The 18884-nt window shown below is 65.1% G+C and carries 15 protein-coding genes; 12 read left to right on the plus strand and 3 right to left on the minus strand.

What is annotated here, in order from left to right; translation table 11 throughout:
• Positions 1-5: 5 nt before the first annotated feature.
• The gene (locus C8J39_RS11310; RefSeq protein ID WP_120300602.1) at positions 6-494 is read left to right on the plus strand and encodes a metallophosphoesterase family protein; all 489 of its coding nucleotides are present in this window, start codon (positions 6-8) and stop codon (positions 492-494) included.
• A 53-nt stretch (positions 495-547) separates the two neighbouring features.
• Here C8J39_RS11310 and C8J39_RS11315 read toward each other — a convergent pair whose 3' ends face one another.
• Complete coding sequence (locus tag C8J39_RS11315) at positions 548-1435, minus strand: LysR family transcriptional regulator (RefSeq protein ID WP_120300603.1); 888 nt, start codon at positions 1433-1435, stop codon at positions 548-550.
• A gap of 95 nt (positions 1436-1530) precedes the next feature.
• Between C8J39_RS11315 and C8J39_RS11320 the strand changes: the two genes are divergently transcribed.
• Together C8J39_RS11320 and C8J39_RS11325 are read left to right on the plus strand one after the other, a co-directional pair.
• Positions 1531-2634 carry an aldo/keto reductase gene (locus C8J39_RS11320; RefSeq protein WP_120300918.1) on the plus strand — a complete coding sequence of 368 codons (1104 nt, stop codon included), beginning with the start codon at positions 1531-1533 and terminating at the stop codon, positions 2632-2634.
• A gap of 127 nt (positions 2635-2761) precedes the next feature.
• Positions 2762-3703, plus strand: a complete 942-nt coding sequence (locus tag C8J39_RS11325; protein WP_120300604.1) for an NAD(P)/FAD-dependent oxidoreductase — start codon at positions 2762-2764, stop codon at positions 3701-3703.
• 117 nt (positions 3704-3820) lie between these two features.
• Here C8J39_RS11325 and C8J39_RS11330 read toward each other — a convergent pair whose 3' ends face one another.
• Positions 3821-4189, minus strand: a complete 369-nt coding sequence (locus tag C8J39_RS11330) for a MerC domain-containing protein (RefSeq protein WP_165895234.1) — start codon at positions 4187-4189, stop codon at positions 3821-3823.
• 110 nt (positions 4190-4299) lie between these two features.
• Here C8J39_RS11330 and C8J39_RS11335 point away from each other — a divergent pair, with 110 nt between their 5' ends.
• The 7 genes from C8J39_RS11335 (at position 4300) to C8J39_RS11365 (ending at position 16985) form a co-directional block, all read left to right on the plus strand.
• A complete protein-coding gene (locus C8J39_RS11335; protein WP_183037986.1) occupies positions 4300-5517 on the plus strand; it encodes a GTP-binding protein in 1218 nt (405 codons plus the stop codon).
• Positions 5517-6158 carry a DUF1826 domain-containing protein gene (locus tag C8J39_RS11340; protein WP_120300606.1) on the plus strand — a complete coding sequence of 214 codons (642 nt, stop codon included), beginning with the start codon at positions 5517-5519 and terminating at the stop codon, positions 6156-6158. The genes C8J39_RS11335 and C8J39_RS11340 overlap by 1 nt, the downstream gene beginning before the upstream one ends.
• Positions 6159-6242: 84 nt before the next feature.
• Positions 6243-7031 (plus strand): phosphatase PAP2 family protein, encoded by a 789-nt coding sequence (locus tag C8J39_RS11345; RefSeq protein WP_120300607.1) that lies wholly within the window; start codon positions 6243-6245, stop codon positions 7029-7031.
• 10 nt (positions 7032-7041) lie between these two features.
• On the plus strand, positions 7042-8613 hold the full coding sequence (locus tag C8J39_RS11350) for an alkaline phosphatase (protein ID WP_120300608.1): 1572 nt from the start codon (positions 7042-7044) through the stop codon (positions 8611-8613).
• 195 nt (positions 8614-8808) lie between these two features.
• Entirely contained in the window at positions 8809-11091 is a 2283-nt protein-coding gene (locus C8J39_RS11355; RefSeq protein ID WP_183037987.1) for a TonB-dependent receptor, read from the plus strand.
• Between the two features lie 477 nt (positions 11092-11568).
• Positions 11569-14283 (plus strand): PAS domain S-box protein, encoded by a 2715-nt coding sequence (locus C8J39_RS19220; RefSeq protein ID WP_310793831.1) that lies wholly within the window; start codon positions 11569-11571, stop codon positions 14281-14283.
• Between the two features lie 212 nt (positions 14284-14495).
• Complete coding sequence (locus tag C8J39_RS11365) at positions 14496-16985, plus strand: PAS domain S-box protein (protein WP_404969338.1); 2490 nt, start codon at positions 14496-14498, stop codon at positions 16983-16985.
• 18 nt (positions 16986-17003) lie between these two features.
• Here the strand turns inward: C8J39_RS11365 and C8J39_RS11370 are convergent, their stop codons facing one another.
• Positions 17004-17684, minus strand: coding sequence for a haloacid dehalogenase type II (locus C8J39_RS11370; RefSeq protein WP_120300610.1), 681 nt, complete (start codon positions 17682-17684; stop codon positions 17004-17006).
• 196 nt (positions 17685-17880) lie between these two features.
• On the opposite strand from C8J39_RS11370, the gene C8J39_RS11375 reads away from it, so the two are divergent.
• Both C8J39_RS11375 and C8J39_RS11380 read left to right on the plus strand, forming a co-directional pair.
• Positions 17881-18585 carry an SDR family NAD(P)-dependent oxidoreductase gene (locus C8J39_RS11375; RefSeq protein ID WP_120300611.1) on the plus strand — a complete coding sequence of 235 codons (705 nt, stop codon included), beginning with the start codon at positions 17881-17883 and terminating at the stop codon, positions 18583-18585.
• Between the two features lie 62 nt (positions 18586-18647).
• On the plus strand, positions 18648-18830 hold the full coding sequence (locus tag C8J39_RS11380; protein ID WP_259457538.1) for a hypothetical protein: 183 nt from the start codon (positions 18648-18650) through the stop codon (positions 18828-18830).
• The last annotated feature ends 54 nt before the right edge of the window (positions 18831-18884 follow it).

Consider the following 18884-nt stretch of genomic DNA (forward strand, 5'->3'; position numbering starts at 1 on the left):
CACTCATGAGCGTATTCTTCACGGCCGACACGCATTTCGGCGACCATCGCACGATCAACATCTCGCGACGACCGTTTGCCAACACCGCCGAAATGGATGCGGCGTTGGTCGAGCGCTGGAACGCGGTCGTCGGCCCCGATGACGTGGTGTGGCACCTGGGCGACGTGGCACGTCGCCCGACGGATGTCGCCGAACTGCTCGCCCGACTGAACGGGAGCAAGCACCTGCTGCGTGGCAATAACGATCCGGATGCGACGCTGGCGGCGCACGGGTGGACGAGCGTCGGCGACTATGCGGAAATCGAGCTGGATGGCCGACAGCTCGTTCTCTGTCATTATCCGTTCCGAAGTTGGAATGGGCAGCACCGTGGTGCGCTGAACCTGCACGGGCACAGCCACGGCCGGCTGAAACCGATGCCGCGCCAGTTCGACGTCGGCGTCGATGGCCACGACTTCGCACCGATCCTGCTCGACAGCCTGATCGAAGCGCGCTGATACACGTGCATCCGACGTCCCGTCGCTCCGGGAGCCGGCCTTAGCGCGCGCGATCAGGCGCGCATTGCCGTCACGAAGGCCTGGAACGCGGCGGTGGGCTGGCGTCGGCTGGGATAATAGAGATGGTTCGGCGCCAGCGTGGGTGCCCAGCCGGTGAGCACCTCGACCAGCGTGCCGTCGGCCAGCTGTAGCGCAGCATGCGGCAGCGGCAGGCAGGTTACGCCTAGCCCCGACACCGCGGCGTCGCGCATCACGTCGATGTCGTTGGTCGTGAAGTCGCCGCGGACCGATCGTTCCAACGTCCGGCCATCCCGTTCGAATTCCCAGCGGTGGACCACGCCGGACGACGTGTACCTGTAACACAGGCAACGATGCGCCGAGAGATCGTCGGGATCGACCGGTGGGGCACGCCCGGCGAGATAGGACGGTGCTGCAACGAAGACGAGCGGCACCGGCGCGCTGATCCGGACCGATATCATGTCGGCTTGCAAGCTCTGCGCGTGACGGACTCCGCAATCGAAGCGGTCCGCGACGATGTCGACGAACCCGTCGTTGACCACCAGTTCGACGGCGATGTCGGGATAGGCCTGCGCAAAGTCGGCCAGCCGCGGCAGGATGGCGTAGATGGCGGCAACCCGGTGCGCGCTGACGCGAATCCGTCCCGCCGGCCGTTCGCGGGCATTGTCGAGATCGGCCAGCGCGCTCGCGACCGAGGCGATCGCCGGCCTCAACCGTGCCAGCAGTTCCTCGCCTGCGGGTGTCGGCGCCAGCGACCGGGTGGTGCGATCGAGCAGTCGAACGCCCAGTTTCGTCTCCAGCGATCGCATCGCGTGGCTGAGCGCGGAGGCGGACAACCCCAGGCGCGTCGCCGCCCGTGCGAAACTGCCAGCCTCGACGATTGTCTCGAACACCGCGAGACCGGACCAGAGATCGCGATCCATTCGTGAACATCCTTCAGCAACCCATGCGCCGCAGACGATCTAATCCTCGGGCGGTCCGGCGTCCATCTGGAGGCGACACAGTGCAGGATGCCATCATGAACCTCGACACCTACCGTCCGCTCGGCCGCTCCGGCTTGCTCGTCAGCCCGCTGGCGCTCGGCACGATGACCTTCGGCACGCCGCGATGGGGGCTGGACGAGCGCGGCAGCCGCGCGGTGTTCGATCGCTACACCGATCTCGGCGGCAATTTCGTGGATACCGCCGACGTCTATGCGGGGGGCCGATCCGAAGAGATGGTCGGCGCGTTCGTCGCCGCGCAATCGTCGCGCGACCGGATCGTCATCGCGACGAAATCCGGGTTCGCTACCGGCCGTGGCTATCATGCGGGCGGCAATGGCGCACGCCACATTATGGCGTCGGTCGAGGGTTCGCTCCGCCGGCTCAAGACGGATTTCATCGACCTGTACTGGGTGCATGTCTGGGACGGCGTCACCCCCGCCGAAGAATTGCTGCGGACGATGACCGCGCTCGTCGCAGCGGGCAAGATCCGCTATTGGGGCATATCCAATACGCCTGCGTGGTATGTCGCCGAACTCGCCACCCTGGCCCGCGTCCAGGGTCATCCGGCGCCGATCGGCCTGCAATATTTCTACTCGCTGGTCGAGCGTGGGGTCGAGGCCGAGCACCTGCCGCTCGCGCGGTCGGCGGGCATGGGCCTCGTTCCCTGGAGCCCCCTCGCCTATGGCTTGCTGACCGGCAAGTACGACCGCGCCACCGTCGAGGCGGGACCGAAGCGGGCGGGTGGCGTCCCCAACCAGGCCGGGCCGGACGATACCGCGCGGCCCGCGGACGACAAGCGGCTCGACGGCGACAATCCCTTCGGCGGCACGCTGTTCACCGAACGCAACTGGCAGATCCTCGAAATACTCAAGCGCATCGCGGGCGAGGTCGGCGAAACGCCGGCACGCGTCGCGCTGTCCTGGGTGGTCGGGCAGCCGGGGGTCGCATCGACGTTGATGGGCGTGAGCCGGCCCGAACAAGTGACCGACAATGTCGCCGCACTCGGCCTTCGCCTGCCGCCGGAACACCGTGCCGCGCTCGATGCGGTGAGCGGCGGCAACCTGCCGTTCCTTTACGGCCTGTTCCAACCTGCCGTGCGCAACCAGGTCGTCTTCGGTGGCGGAGACGTTCGAAGCTGACGCTTCATCCTCAAGCCGGCAACGTGGGACGAAATCTGCGCTGGTCCGGCTCCAATCGACAATCTTCGCGTTTGAGGATGTCCGGTCCGTTGCACGCTTGAGTGTTGCACGCCGGCACGGGGGTATCATGCGGATTGGGATCATCGGCGCGGGGATGGCGGGCCTGTCTTGTGCGCATGCGCTATGCGGCATGGGTCATCACCCCGTCCTGTTCGACAAGGGCCGCGGGCCCGGCGGCAGGATGTCGACGCGCCGGATCGACACGCCGCTGGGCGAGGCTGCGTTCGATCACGGCGCGCAATATCTCACGGCGCGCGATCCCGCCTTCGTCGCGCAGGTCGATCGTTGGGCGCAGGCGGGCCACGTCGCGCGCTGGTCGCCTGCTGGCCCGGATGCCTGGGTCGGGACGCCGACGATGAATGCGCCGGTCCGCGCGATGGCGGGCGACCTGGATGTTCGATGGAATACGGCGATCGACAGCGTCTCGCATGACGGCGACTGGCGGATCGGCGACGAACGGTTCGATGCGGCGATCGTCGCGGTACCTGCAGAACAGGTCGCGCCCCTGATCGCGGCGCATGACAATGCGCTCGCCGATGCGGCCCGCTCCGCGGTGTCCGATCCGTGTTGGACCGTCATGGCGGCGTTCGATGGTCCGGTGCCGCTCGAATACGACCGGGTGACGAATTTGGGAGCGATCGGGTCCGCCGTCCGCAACTCGGCCAAGCCCGGGCGGACCGGACCGGAGGCGTGGGTACTTCAGGCCAGTGCCGACTGGTCGCGCGCGCATCTCGAAGATACGCCGGAGATAGTCGAACAGGCATTGCTCGCAGCATTCGCGGACCACATCGGCGCCGCGTCGCCTGCTATCATCGCGACCAGCGCCCATCGCTGGCGGTATGCGAAGACCAACGCGCTGGACCGCGGTGCGTTCTGGAACGCGGACATCCAACTGGGCGCATGCGGCGACTGGCTCCTCGGACCCCGGATCGAGGCCGCTTGGCTATCCGGGCAGCGGCTTGCGTCGCTCATTGGTCCGACCGGATCAACTGCCGCTGAAGGAGACTGAGACCTACCTTGCGCCCTTCCCCGCCTGAATCATGTCGATCTGTGCGGGCTGAAGAAGCCGACCGAAATTGCGACACTGCCGCCACTATCGGGGTTCACGAATTACGGCCTGTGATCTTTACCTCGGTATGCCGGGTATTGGATCCGGGCCGCCGCAGCTATGCCGCAACCGCAGATTGGTCACATGCGCTAGCGCCACGAGGATGCCGCCAGTCACCGTGACGGCAATTTCGACGCCGCCTTCCCGCAGTACGAAGGCTCCTATCGTCATCAGACCCAGCCCGGCGGCGCCAAGGAACAGCGGCCACGACGCCGCGTGACGCGCGCGTCCGCCGACCAGTGCGATCACCGCCATTGGTGCCGCGAACAGCAGCACCCAGCGGTGGAAGCTCTCGGGTATGACGATGAACGCGGACACCGTCGGCACTGCCGCCAACAGGAGCGGCAGCGCGAGGCAGTGAACCATGCACGCCGCCGATCCCGCCATGGCTACACGATCGAGCCAATCCATTCCGCACGTCCGCATCGTTCTCATCTTGCCACAACCACTATCACCATCGTAATGATATATAATATCATAACATATGGGGTTGGTCGATGGTGCAAGATGCAAAGCCGCTGTTACCCGTGACGGTCCTGTCCGGGTTCCTGGGTGCCGGAAAGACGACGCTCCTCAATCACATCCTCGCCAACCGGGAAGGCCGGCGCGTAGCGGTGATCGTCAACGACATGTCGGAGGTGAACATCGACGCCGACCTGGTACGCAGCGGCGATACGGCCTTGTCGCGCGGCGAGGACACGCTGGTCGAGATGACCAATGGCTGCATCTGCTGCACGCTGCGCGAGGACCTGCTGGTCGAAGTGCGCGCGCTGGCCGATGCCGGGCGGTTCGACTGCCTGGTGATCGAAAGCACCGGTATCTCAGAGCCGCTGCCGGTCGCCGCGACCTTCTCGTTCGAGGACGAGCAGGGCGACAGCCTGTCGGACGTCGCGCGGCTCGACACGATGGTGACGGTGGTCGACGCCGCCAATCTGCTCCGCGACTATGCCAGCACCGACTTCCTCGCCGACCGAGGCGAGGCGCTCGGCGACGACGATCGCCGCAGCCTAGTCGGGCTGCTCGTCGAGCAGATCGAGTTTGCGGACGTGATCGTCATCACCAAGACCGATCTCGTCGACGCCACGCAATTGGCAACCGTCCGCAAGCTGGTGGCGTCGCTCAACGCCGATGCCCGCATCGTCGAGGCACGCCACGGACACGTACCGCTCGACTCGGTGATCGAGACCGGGCTGTTCGACGACGAGAAGGCGGAACTGCATCCGCTCTGGGCCAAGGAACTCTACGGCCATGCCGATCATCGTCCCGAGAGCGAGGAATACGGCGTCGAGAGCTTCGTCTACCGCGCTCGCGCGCCATTCGACCCGGTCAAGTTCCACGCCTTCGCACGCGGCGGCTGGCCGGGCGTGGTCCGCGCGAAGGGGCATTTCTGGCTGGCGACCCGTCCAGACTGGTGCGGCGAACTTGCGCAGGCCGGAGCGCAGTCGGCGACGGAGGCGCTGGGCCGCTGGTGGGCGTGCGTACCGGAAACGAAGCGCCCGAGCGGCGAAGCGTGGGACCGGATGGTCGCGGCGAAATGGTCGCCGATCTGGGGCGACCGACGGCAGGAACTGGTCTTCATCGGCATCGACATGGACGAGGCCGAGATCAGGCGTCGCCTCGATGCGTGCCTCGTCCCCGCAGCCGCGTTCACGCCCCGGCTGTGGGAGGAGCTGCCCGATCCGTTCCCCGCCTGGGGCGTGCGGGAGATGGCCTGATGAACGGAGCATCGATACTCGCCGGGTGCCACTCGCACGTTCACCGCGCGCGGACCGTCGAGGCTTTCGCGGCGATCCTCGACCCCGACGTCAATCTCGCAATCTGGGAGCGCCCTTCGATGCCGTCGGTCGGATCGCTGGACGGTTTCAGCACGATCCAGATCACGGCAACGGTCGATCGCGCGCATGCCGCACTGATCGATGCGTTCGCGCAGCAGCCGCCCGCCGCCTGGCATGCGGACATCGCCGCGGACATCGCTGCATTGGCTCAGTCCTTCGCGGCGATCATGAACCTGTCGCACGTCGTGATCCGGCTGGAGCGCGTGGTGGGCGACGCCTGCAAACGCTGGCATGCGGATTACGTGTCCGTCCGGCTGATCTGCACCTATCGCGGGTCGGGGACGCAGTGGATCGAACGATCGGTAGAGACCGCCGATGCGCCGGCTGTCGAGACATCGCGATCGCTCGCTCCCGGCGCGGTCGGCCTGTTCAAGGGCCGTATCCTCGCCGGCGAACAGGCGATCGTCCACCGTTCGCCGCCGATCGCGGGTACCGGCGAGGAGCGGTTGCTGCTCGTGATCGACGGTCCGCCGCCAGCGGAGACCGCTGCGCTGTGGGAGCGGGCGATGCAACGTGACTGACATATTCGCGGCCCATCATCGTCACGCGATCGGTGGGCGCTTTCTCACGACTCCCATGATCCAAGCCATCAGGATGCCGACCGCATGACTCGTTTGCCGCTTATCCTCGCCGTCACGCTGGCTGGCCTCGGTGCCGTCGCCGGTGCGCAGCAGGTACTCGGGCCGTCGGGGTATCTAAAGCCGGACGCGTTCGATGTGTTGGCCATCCTGCCGCCTGCGCCGAAGTCGACCGATCCTCGCGGTCTCGCCGACCGCGCGATCTTCAAGGCGACGCGGGCTTTGCAGGGCAGTCCGCGCTGGGCGATGGCCACCAGCGACGTGAAGTCCGCGCCCGTCGACCTGTTCCGCGACTTCAGTTGCGCCATGGGGATCGCGATGACGCCTGAAAATGCGCCGCGGACCGCCGCGCTGCTGCGGCGCGCCATGTTCGACACTGGGCGCCAGACCGGCATCGCCAAGACCTTCTACAAGCGGCAGCGGCCGTTCCTGATCGACCGCGGACCGATCTGCCAGCCCGCGGCCGAAGTTGCGGACAGCTATGATTATCCGTCGGGCCATACGACCGCCGGCTGGACGATGGCGACGGTGCTCGCGCAAATCGCGCCCGATCGTGCAACCGCGCTTCTCGCGCGCGGTCGGGCGTACGGCGAAAGCCGGATCGTGTGCGGCGTCCACAATGCCAGCGCGGTCGATGCGGGGCGACTGTCGGCCTCGTCCACGCTGACCGCCATGCAGGGCGATCCGGCCTTCACCACCGATCTCGCCGCAGCCAGACAGGAAATCGCGGCGCTCCGACAGCCCGGCGGCGCGGCGAAACCCGATACCGCCCAGTGTACACGCGAAGCGGCACTCGTCGCCCAGCCCCTCTACTGACGAGACACTCATGACCGACACGACCGGCTCGCGCCTGCTGCTCAATCGTCGCACCATGATCGGTGCCACTGCCGCGATGATCGGCGCCCCTGCGATCCTGCGTGCGCAGCAGCTGTTTTCCGCCTACCCGTTTCGCCTCGGCATCGCGGCGGGCGATCCGGCTGCGGACGGCTTCGTCATCTGGACCCGGCTCGCCCCCGATCCGCTGGCCGAGCATGGCGGCATGCCGATGCAGCCGGTCGAGGTGGAGTGGCAGGTCGCGATCGATCCGCGCTTTGCGACCCCGGTGGCCGGCGGCAAAGCGCTGGCGCGTCCCGAACTCGCGCACTCGGTCCATGTCGAAGTTGCCGGACTGCTACCCGATCGGCCGTATTGGTATCGGTTCACGGTCGGCAACGAGCGTTCGACCGCGGGATGCGCGCGCACCCTGCCGATCGCCGGCGCGTCGCTCGACCGGCTGCGTTTCGCGGTCGCCGGCTGCCAGAACTACGAAGACGGGCTGTATACCGCCTATCGTCACCTGGCGGCTGAGGAGCCGGCGTTCGTCTTCCACTATGGCGACTATATCTACGAAGGCCGGAGCGCGCCGATGCCGGTCGGCTATGACGGCAAGCCGCGCACCTTCGTCCGCGAGCATGCCGGGCAAAAGCTGTTCGACCTCGCTGATTATCGCCGCCGCTACGCCCAGTACAAGACCGACCCCGACTTGCAGGCCGCGCATGCCGCAGCCGCATGGTTCGTGACATTCGACGATCACGAGATCGAGAACAACTGGGTGGGCGAGATCGACCAGGAGAAGGACCCGCCCGAAGTGTTCGCGCTGCGCCGGGCCGCCGCGTTCCAGGCCTATTACGAGCACATGCCGCTGCGCCGCTCGGCCTTCCCGGGCCCCGCCGGCATGCAGATCTATCGCCGGGCGACGATCGGCAATCTGCTCGACCTGCATCTGCTCGACACCCGGCAGTTCCGGACCGACCAGCCGTGCGACGACGGCTTCAAGACCCGCTGTGCCGGTTGGGCCGACCCCGCCGCCCAGGTGATGGGACGGACCCAGGAGGCATGGCTCGCCACCGCCCTGAAGCAGAAGAAGGCTCGCTGGAACGCGCTGGCGCAACAGGTGATGATGATGCCGCTCGACCGGCGGACCGGCGACGAACCCGCACCGATCCGCAACATGGACAGCTGGGGCGGCTACGACGCCCCGCGCGAACGCGTGCTGAAGATGGTCGAGGGGCTCGGCAACATGGTCGTGCTGACCGGCGACGAGCATCAGAATTATGCAGGCGTCCTGCGTACCGAAGGCGGCCAGGGGGATGCCGTCGCGGTCGAGTTCGTCGGCACGTCGATCACCTCGGGCGGCGACGGCGCGGACCGGCGGGTTGGCGAGGCTCGTATCCGCACCCGCAACCCGTTCCTCGCCTGGACCAACGACCGGCGCGGATATCTGCTGTGCGATGTGAATGCCGACCAGTGGAAGACCGAATTCCGCACCGTCGATACCGTCACGCGGCCCGACGGCGTGATCAAGACGTCCGGTACGGCGATCGTCGAGCACGGTCGTGCCGCCGTGACGATGACCTGAGCGCACCTCGATAGGATAACCTGAACCTCGGCCCGCGGCGCCGACTGGGGCAAAGATGTCGCGGTGTCCGGCAAAAACGCATCGGGCTTAACCCCGCCTATTGCCGCGCGTTACAGCGGTGTTACCGATTGGCGACGGATCCGGGTCACACGGATCGACGCAGGAGGATGTTCGAAACCCAAGGGGGGACCATCCATGATTCGCTTGCCCGTTCGTACGTCTGCCATCGCCCGCCTGCTCGCCGCCAGCGCACCGCTGCTCGTTTTCGCCGTGCCCGCCATCGCACAGGAACAAGTGCCGGCTGCACAAGCCGTGAGCGATCCGGCGAGCGACCAAGGCGTCGGTGAGATCGTCGTCACCGCGACCCGCCGCCGGGAATCGTCGAAGGACGTACCGCTCGCGGTCACCGCTATCAGCGGCGAGAAGCTCGACGTGCTCAATTCGAGCGGCCTCGACATTCGCTTCCTCGCCGGCCGCACGCCGAGCCTCCAGGTCGAGTCGTCGTTCGGTCGCACCTTCCCGCGCTTCTACATTCGCGGCCTCGGCAACACCGATTTCGATCCGAACGCCGCGCAGCCGGTGTCGGTCGTCTATGACGACGTCGCACTCGAAAACCCGATGCTGAAGTCGTTCCCGGTCTTCGATCTGCAGAGCGTCGAAGTGCTGCGCGGGCCGCAGGGTACGTTGTTCGGGCGCAACACGCCCGCGGGCGTCGTGAAGATCGATTCTGCCAAGCCGAACCCGGACAAGGTCTCGGGCTATGCGACCGGATCCTGGGCGACCTACAACACGATCAACGGCGAGGCGGCGATCAACCTGCCGATCGGCAACGGCTTCGCCTTCCGCGCGTCGGGCATCATCCAGTCGCGCGACGATTGGGTTAAGAACGACTCCACGACGGGCAATGCGGATCGCAAGCTCGAAGGCTATCGCGACGTCGCCGGCCGCTTCCAGCTCGGCTATACCAGCAGCGACTTCAACGCCTTGCTCAACGTCCATGTCCGCGACCTGACGGGCTCACCGCGCATCTTCCGCGCCGGGCTGTTCAAGCCGGGGACCAACGACTTCAACGCCGGCTTCGACCCCAAGCACGTCACGCTCGACGGTTACACCAGCCAGAGCCTGACGCAGTGGGGTACCAACCTCCGCCTCGACTATCACCTCGACGGCATCGGGACGTTCTACTCGGTCACCGGATACGAGCAGGCCAAGGTCGAGAGCACCGGCGATGTCGACGGCGGCAACAACTACACGTTCCTCGGCGGCACGATCGGCGCGATCGGCGTCGGACTGTTCCCGTCGAACACCGGCGGCCTCACCAAGCCCAAGGAGTTCAGCCAGGAGCTTCGGTATGCCAGCGAGGACATGAACGGCATCCGCCTCCAGGGCGGTCTGTATTATTTCCACCAGACGCTGCGGTATCACCAGTACGACTATGCGTTCGGCGGTACCGGTTCGCGCGCGACCGACCTCGACCAGGACATCTACCACGACAACCGCAACGAGAATTACGGCGCCTTCGCCTCGATCGAGGCCAAGCCCGTCGACCTGCTGACGTTGCGCGCGGGCGTCCGCTATTCGCACGACTATCGCAACGACCTCGTCACCGCGCCGATCCCCGGCACCGGGATCAGCGACACGCTGCCGGCGCGTGCGATCGTCCGTGGCTCGAACGTGACCTGGGATGCGAGCGCGACCTACGAACTGACGCCCGCGATCAACGTCTATTCGCGGCTCGCGACCGGCTATCAGGGCCCCGCGATCCAGGACCGCGTGACCTTTGGCAGCGTCCAGAGCACCGCGCCGAAGCAGACGACCTTCTCGGGTGAGAGCGGCTTCAAGGGCACGCTGCTCGACCGGAAAGTGAACTTCTCGCTCGACGCCTATTGGTACAGCACCAAAGACCTGCAGATCACCGCGGTCGGCGGCAGCAGCAATTCGGCACGCCTGATCAGCGCGAACAAGGCGATCGGCTACGGCGTCGAGGGCGAATTCGAGGCGCGGCCGCTCCCCGAACTGACGCTGACCGCGAGCGGCAGCTACAACTTTACCGAGATCCGCGATCGGAACATCGGGGTGGGGGTGTGCGCGACCTGCACCGTGCTCGATCCGATCGTCAACGGGTTCGCGGTGATCGACGGTAACGATCTTCCCCAGGCGCCGCGCTGGATCGCCAACTGGACCGCACGCTACGGCATCCCGCTCGCCAACGGGGGCGAGGTCTACGCGTACACCGACTGGGTCTATCGCAGCCGCATCAACTTTTTCCTGTACGAAGCGGCCGAGTTCACCGGCAAGTCTTCGCTCGAAGGCGGCCTCAAGGTCGGCTATAAATCGCCCCAGGGGTATGAGGTCGGCGCGTTCGTCCGCAACATCACCAACCAGTATCGCAGCATCAGCGCGATCGACTTCAACAACCTCACGGGCATGATCAACGAACCGCGGATCATCGGCGGTCAGTTCAAGGTCGCATTTTGAGATAAGACGCCGGACTGGGCGCCTTACGGGCGATTTCGATGCACAAGCGAGCCAGGGCACCGTCGCCTGACGTAACACTACGGTGGGCCGGTGCTTTGCCTCGCGGAGCGCTCCGGAGCGTGCTGCGCTGAGCAAGCCGGTGATCGTCGCATAGGGCCCAGTAGCGGGCGCTTCGGAGTGGTTTCCGGTTCCTAGGTTTTTCATCCGCCTCGTGAGTTGGGAATGGCAGCATGACAGCTGTCACCATCTCCACTGGGATGGGTTCAGGAGGGCGGGAGGTTCGGGGGCCGATTTGCCGCGCCGAGCGATCTGAGCCCCGTCGAGACGGTGTTCGAATTCCTCCTGTTCTTTGTTTTCACGCAGGTAGCCGAGCGGTAGACAGTCGCCATGAGCCCGCCCCCTGCGACCGACCTGCGTGACCGATATGCCGACCAGGAAGCGAAGCTAACCCTTCTTCGGACGGTGCTGGCCAGCGAGATGGGTGGCCAATTCGGACCTCGCAAGGATGTCTTGTTTTCAGCCATCCAGACATCGCAGATGCCGATGATCCTCACCGATCCGCATCAGCCGGATAACCCGATCATCTTCGCCAATCGTGCCTTTGCGTCACTGTCGGGCTACTCGGCCGACGAACTGATCGGCAAGAACTGCCGCTTTCTGCAGGGTACCGACACGGATCCGGAGAATGTCGCCAGGTTACGCGACGCCATAGCCGCGCGCGAACCGATCGCGGTCGACATCGTCAATTACCGGCGAGACGGGTCTGAGTTCATCAACGAGCTGTACGTAAGCCCCGTCAACGATCCGGACGGAAACCTGCTGTATTTCTTCGGCAGTCAGGTCGACGTCACGGCCTTCAGGTCGGCAAGCCAGCAGCTACTGTTGAGCGGTGAGAAATATCGCTCGATCTTCGAGGCCATTGATGAGGGCTTCTGCGTCATCGAATTCATCGACGGCCCGCACGGTCCGTTGAGCGATTATGTCCATCTCGAAGCCAATGAGGCCTACGCACGCAATGCAGGAATCACCGACGTCGTGGGTCGGAACGTTCGCGATCTATTTCCGGACGAGGCGGATAGCTGGGTCGCCGTCTTTGGCGAGGTGCTGCGGACTGGCGAGCCGGCTCGCTTCGAACGCGAACTTGACGCTACCGGGCGCCATCTGGAACTGTCGGCTTTCCGCATCGAGCCTGCCGGCAACAACCAGGTCGCCGTCCTGTTCAAGGACGTCACCGCGCGCCGCCAGACGGAGAACGAACTCCGTGAATTGACCATACGCCTCGACGCGCTGGTCCGATCATCGACCGAGGTCCGCTATCTCATCAACGCGGACTGGACCGAGCTGGCAGAATTGTCCGGCGGCGGCTTCCTGGCGGATACGCCCGCCGCAAACGCCAACTGGCTCAACGACTATGTCCCGCCGGAAGGCCGGGATGCCGTGCGGGCCGAGTTCGAGCGTGCGATCGAGGCTCGCGATACATACAGGATCGAACATCCGGTCTACCTGGCCGACGGATCGCTCGGATGGGCCCAGGTTCAGGCCGTGCCGCTGTTCGACGATCATGGTGAAATCACCCATTGGTACGGCGCGGCATCCGACATCACCGACCGTCGCAAGGCGGAAGCCGAGCTTCATGAACTGGCAATCGAACTCAGCCATCTCAACGGCACACTCGAAGCGCAGGTTGCCGAGCGTACAGCCGAACGCGACCGCGTATGGCGTCTGTCGCGCGACATGTTGGGCGTTGCCGATACGCAAGGACGCTGGACGAGCATCAACCCGGCATGGTCGCGTATCCTTGGCTGGAGCGAGGACATGTTCATCGGACGGACGTCCGAGTGGCTCGAGCATCCCGACGATCATGAAAAGACTCGCGCCGAGATAGCGCGGCTCGCGGCCGGCCTGGAGACTGCGGCGTTCGAGAACCGCTTCCGGCACCGGGACGGGACCTATCTTTGGCTATCCTGGACCGCGGCGCCGGAGAACGGTCTCCTCTATTGCGCGGGGCGTGATGTCACCGCCGAAAAGGAGCGTCAGATCGAGCTCGACGCGGCGCAGGATCAGCTTCGCCAAGCGCAGAAGGTCGAGGCGGTGGGGCACCTAACGGGCGGCGTGGCGCATGACTTCAACAACCTCCTCACCGTCATCCGTGGGTCGGTCGATCTTCTGCGCCGGCCCAACCTGACGGACGAACGCCGCGAACGCTACATTCAGGCGATCGCGGAGACCGCTGATCGCGCGGCCAAATTGACGAACCAGCTGCTCGCCTTCGCGCGACGCCAGGCCCTGCTGCCCGAATCCTTCGACGCCCAGGAAAGCGTTCGGGTGCTGGCGGACATGGTGCGAACGCTTGCCGGTTCGCTCATAGAGGTCGCGTTGGAGTCGGCGTTCTGCCCCTGCCATATCCACGCCGATCGCAACCAGTTTGACACCGCGATCATCAACATGGCGGTAAACGCGCGCGATGCGATGAATGGCGACGGGCGTCTTACCATCCGTGTCGAGTCGGTCGACGGCATGCCGTCCGTGCGGTCGCACCCAGCCGTTGCCGGTGACTTCATCGCGATCTCGCTCACCGATACGGGCGAAGGCATTTCCGCCGATCGTATCGATCATATCTTCGAGCCGTTCTTCACGACCAAGGATGTCGGGAAAGGAACCGGGCTTGGGCTCAGCCAGGTGTTCGGCTTTGCCAAGCAATCGGGCGGCGAGGTCATGGTCGAAAGCGAGGTCGGCACCGGCACGACCTTCACGCTGTACCTGCCGCGCATGATGGGAGAGCAGACCGCGATCGTTCGCGACGACACCCCCCGGCAGGTCGCGTCGGGTGATGGCGCCTGCATTCTCGTCGTCGAAGACAACCCACAGGTTGGCGAATTTGCCCGGTCGGCCTTGGCCGAACTCGGCTACACCACGGTGCTGGCCAAGGACGCCGCCCATGCGCTCGGCGAACTGGAAGCCGCGGCCGACCGGTTCGACGCCGTCTTCTCCGATGTCGTCATGCCCGGAATGTCAGGCATCGAATTGGGTCAGGCGATACGGATCCGATATCCCGGCCTGCCGGTGGTACTGACCAGCGGATACAGCAACGTGCTCGCGCAGGACAGCAGCCACGGGTTCGAACTGATCCATAAGCCCTACTCGATCGACCAGTTATCGAGTGTGCTACACCGGGTCATCGCGATGCGGTGATGCGATCATCTGACGGGGACTTGCACCGAGCGGGACGTGGACTTGCCTGTCTCGTTGCTACCGACAGTGCGCCGTACTGCCGATATTCACCACCGCATTGAGTCATATATTGGACAAGAGGTTCGGATAGCAGGCAAAAATCTGCGCGTTGCCTGTCGTTAGAGAGGTGGTAGTGGACCACTGGCGCACCTCCCAAGACAGAAACCGGACCATTGGCAAACCTCGACGAGTTCAACGATTCCGAGCAGCACCGGCTGGCGGCGTTGGCGTGCTACGGCGTGATGGACTCGCCACGCGAACGATCGTTCGACGAACTGGCGGCGCTAACTGCCAAGCTCTGCGATGCCCCCATTGCCGTCGTGAACCTGGTCGGGGACGGCCGGCAGTTCTTCAAGGCGGAAGTCGGCCTCGGCGTGCGCGAGACGCCGCTCGAAAGTTCGTTCTGCGTCAAGGCGCTGCTGGAAGACGATCTCCTCGTCGTTCCCGACCTGACCAAGGATCGCCGGTTCGACTGCAATCCCCTGGTCACCGGGGCCCCGCACATCCGTGCCTATGCCGGCGCGTTGCTCAAGACCGCGGACGGACTGGCGATCGGGACGCTCTGCGTCCTGGATCACCGAGCGCGGGAATTTACCGAACTCCAGCAGGAGACTCTGCTCGTCCTGGCGCGGCAGGTCATGGCACAGCTCGATCTGCGGCGCACCGTCGCGGACCGTGATCGCCGTTACGACGAGCTTCAGGTCAGCCGGGAGCAATTGACCCACAGCGACGCGCGCTATCGTACGCTGTTCATCGAATCCGGGTTCTGCATCGTCGAGGTCGACCTTGGCGATGCAACAGCACCGATCGACTACCGCGTCATCGAGGCGAACCCGGCCTTCTATCGCCAGACCGGCTTCGTCGAGGCGGTCCGGGGCCGTTGGTTGCGCGACGCGGTCCCCGATCTGGAGGAGCATTTCTACGAGATCTACGGACGGGTCGCGCGGACCGGCGAACCGGTTCGCTTCGAGGAGGGCTCCGCGACGCTCGGTCGCTGGTTCGACGTCTACGCCTTTCGCGTTGGCGATGCGACGGATCGTCGGGTCGCGATCCTGTTCAACGACATCTCCGCCCGCCGTGCGGCGGAGGAGGCATTGCGCGACCTCAACGAAACGCTCGAGGATCAGATCGACAAGCGAACCGCCGAACGCGATCGGATGTGGGATACCTCGCCCGACCTGATGCTGATCATCGATTTCGACGGCGTCTTCCGTCGGGTGAATCCTGCGTGGGCGACGGTGCTTGGCTATAAGCACGACGAGCTGGTCGGACGTCATGTCAACGAGTTCGTCCTTCCAGACGATCATCAGGACACGGTCGACGCCTATCAGGCCGCGAAGGCTGGCGAGCAGCCCCATATCCAGAACCGCTATCGCCACAAGGACGGCTCGTTCCGATGGATCGCGTGGGTTGCCGCGCCCGCCGGCGACCTGACCTATGCGACGGGTCGGGATATCACCGCGGAGAAAGCGCGCGAGGCGGAACTCGCGCATACCCAGGATCAACTTCGCCAGGCGCAGAAGATGGAGGCGGTCGGGCAGCTTACCGGCGGGCTCGCGCATGATTTCAACAATCTGCTGACCGGCATGATGGGCAATCTCGAGTTGCTCCAGATGCGTGTCGCACGCGGGCGGCTCGACGATCTCGACCGCTTCGTGCTGGCGGCGCAGGGCGCAGGACGGCGCGCGGCATCGCTGACACAGCGCCTGCTGGCGTTCTCGCGACGCCAGACGCTCGATCCGAAGCCCACCGAGGTGAACCGGTTGATCGCCGGCATGGAAGATCTGCTCCGCCGGACGGTCGGGCCCGCGATCGATATTGAGGTCGTCGGTGCGGGCGGCCTCTGGCCTGCGTGCATCGATGCGGGCCAGTTGGAAAACGCTCTCCTCAACCTCAGCATCAATGCCCGCGACGCCATGCCCGACGGTGGGCGGCTGACGATCGAGACCGCCAACAAATGGCTCGACGATCGCTCGGGCCGCGAACGCGATCTGCCGCCCGGCCAATATCTGTCGATCTGCGTCACCGACACCGGCACCGGGATGAGTGCGGAAACCATCGAACGCGCGTTCGAACCGTTCTTCACGACCAAGCCGCTCGGCGAGGGTACTGGTCTGGGCTTGTCGATGATCTACGGCTTTGCCCGCCAGTCCGAGGGCCAGGTCCGGATCTATTCCGAGCTGGGAATCGGAACGACGATCTGCATCTACCTGCCGCGCCACCACGGCGATGCCGGTCTGCCTGAGCAGGAAGCCGCGATCGCTACCGCGACGACTGTGGGCAGAGGAACCGTTTTGGTCGTCGACGACGAAGCGACCATCCGTCATCTGATCGACGAGGTTCTTAGCGAAGCGGGCTACACCGTGATCGGTGCGGGCGATGGTGCAGCCGGGCTCAAGATGCTGCAGGCAGGCACCCAGGTCGAACTCCTCATCACCGACGTTGGGCTGCCCAACGGCATGAACGGACGCCAGGTCGCCGATGCCGCGCGATCGTTGCGGCCGGGTCTGAAGGTGCTCTTCATCACCGGCTATGCCGAGAACGCCGCGGTCGGAAACGGCCATCTCGAACCCGGCATGGAGCTGTTGACGAAGCCGTTCACGCTGGAAGCGCTGACGGCCAAGGTCGCCGGGATGATGAAAGACGCCGCACGCTCTAGCTAGGATCGTGCGGGCATGCCGCTATCGTCCGGCTGCGATCGCGCGTGCCACCTCACCGACGTCGCTCGCAACCAGCGTCGGCTGCGGAATGCCGTCCAGGACGAGGGGCGCGTTCACGCCGCGCGTGACCAAGGCGGCCTTCCATCCGAACGCCTGTGCACCGATCGTGTCCCATGTGTGTGCCGCGATCAGCCAGGTCGTGTCCGGTGTTGCCGCCATGGTATCCTGTACCAGTTGGTACGTTGCCGGCGTCGGCTTGAAGCGCTGCACGGTATCGACCGTAAACCGCTGGTCGAACATCGACCCCAGACCGGCCCGGTCGAGCACATCGGGCCCGGCACTTTTCGGCGAGTTGGTAAGCGTGACGATCGAGAACCCCGCGTCTTTCAACATGGCCAGACCGGCAGCGACATCGGCATGTACCGGCATATCCGTCATCAGCGCACCAAGCTGACGCACATGATCGTCCGTCACCGCAACGCCGTGGATCTGGCCAAGCATGCGCAAGACACCGCCGCCCAGCTTGCCGAACGGGACGTAAGGCCCGGCCAGCGACAGCGCCTCCGAATACAGGATTAGCTGCGCAAACCATTCCCGCATTCGGCCAGGGGCTGCGAAAATGTCGGCGAAGAGAGGCTCGAGAATGTTTATATCGAGCAACGTCTCATTGACGTCGAATACGATCAAAGGTCGATCGGTCATTTTGCGTCGGTCCCTGGGAAAACAATTCAGCATGCACCCTCACCCAACGATCGTCGGACGTGTCCCGATCCATGATCCACGGTCGATCGACATCGCAACATCCTGATCTTGTGGCACAATCTGCAAAGTTCGGTGTTAGACCCCTGCGTGTCGAATGCATCGACCCGCCCGTTCAACGCCGAACACAGGAACTGCTATGTCGGGCAAGGTCGTCATCGTCACGGGGGCATCGCAAGGGTTGGGAGAAGGCATCGCCCGCGGCTACCGCGAGCGCGGCTGGCGCGTCGTCGGCGTGTCGCGCAGCATCGCCCCCGCGGACGAGCCCGATTGGCTCACCGTGGCAGGCGACGTCGGTGATCCGGCGGCTGCGGAAGCGGTAGCGGCCCGAACACTCGACCGGTTCGGCAGGATCGACACGCTGGTCAACAATGCCGGCGTATTCATCGGCGAGGCGTTCACCGACTATTCCGATGAGCAGTATCGACAGATTCTCGCGACCAACCTCGATGGCTTCTTCCACATGACGCGGCACGCGCTGCCTGCGATGGTGCGCAATGGCGGCGGTCACGTCGTCCAGATCGTTACGACGCTTGCCGAGCACGCCAATGCAGAGTTTCCTTCGGTCCTCGCCTCGCTGACCAAAGGTGGCCTTGCCGCTGCAACGCGCAGCCTGGCGATCGAATATGCCGCGCGCGGTATCCGCGCGAACGCGATTTCGCCCGGGATCATGGAGACGCCGATGCATCCAGCCGAGACGCGTGCCAAGCTCGGCAAATATCACCCGCTTGGCCGAATGGGCACCGTCGCCGACGTGGTGCAGGCCATTCTCTACCTGGAGGACGCCAAGTTCGTGACTGGTGAAATCCTGCACGTGGACGGTGGGCAGGTTGCGGGCCACTAGGACGCCGGCAAGAGACCGTCAGGTTGCCGCTAGCTAGCACGACGCCCGCGATCCTCGACGAGGTGGCTCGGATCAAGATCATCGCGGATCGTCACGGTGTGAGCATGAAGGCCGCCGGTCTCCGGTTTCCGCTGGCGAACCCGGCGGTGGCGGCCGTCATTCCCGGTGCCAGCCAGCCGAGCAGGCTCGCCGAGGATCGGGCAGCTCCCCGAGATCATACCCCGCGCATTCTCGCAGGACGTTAGTCATGCTGGTCTGGTCGATCCTGGCTAGGACGTGGCGTCGCGCGCATCAGATCC

The sequence above is a fragment of the Sphingomonas sp. PP-CC-1A-547 genome (genome assembly GCF_003610375.1).
Taxonomy (GTDB): domain Bacteria; phylum Pseudomonadota; class Alphaproteobacteria; order Sphingomonadales; family Sphingomonadaceae; genus Sphingomonas.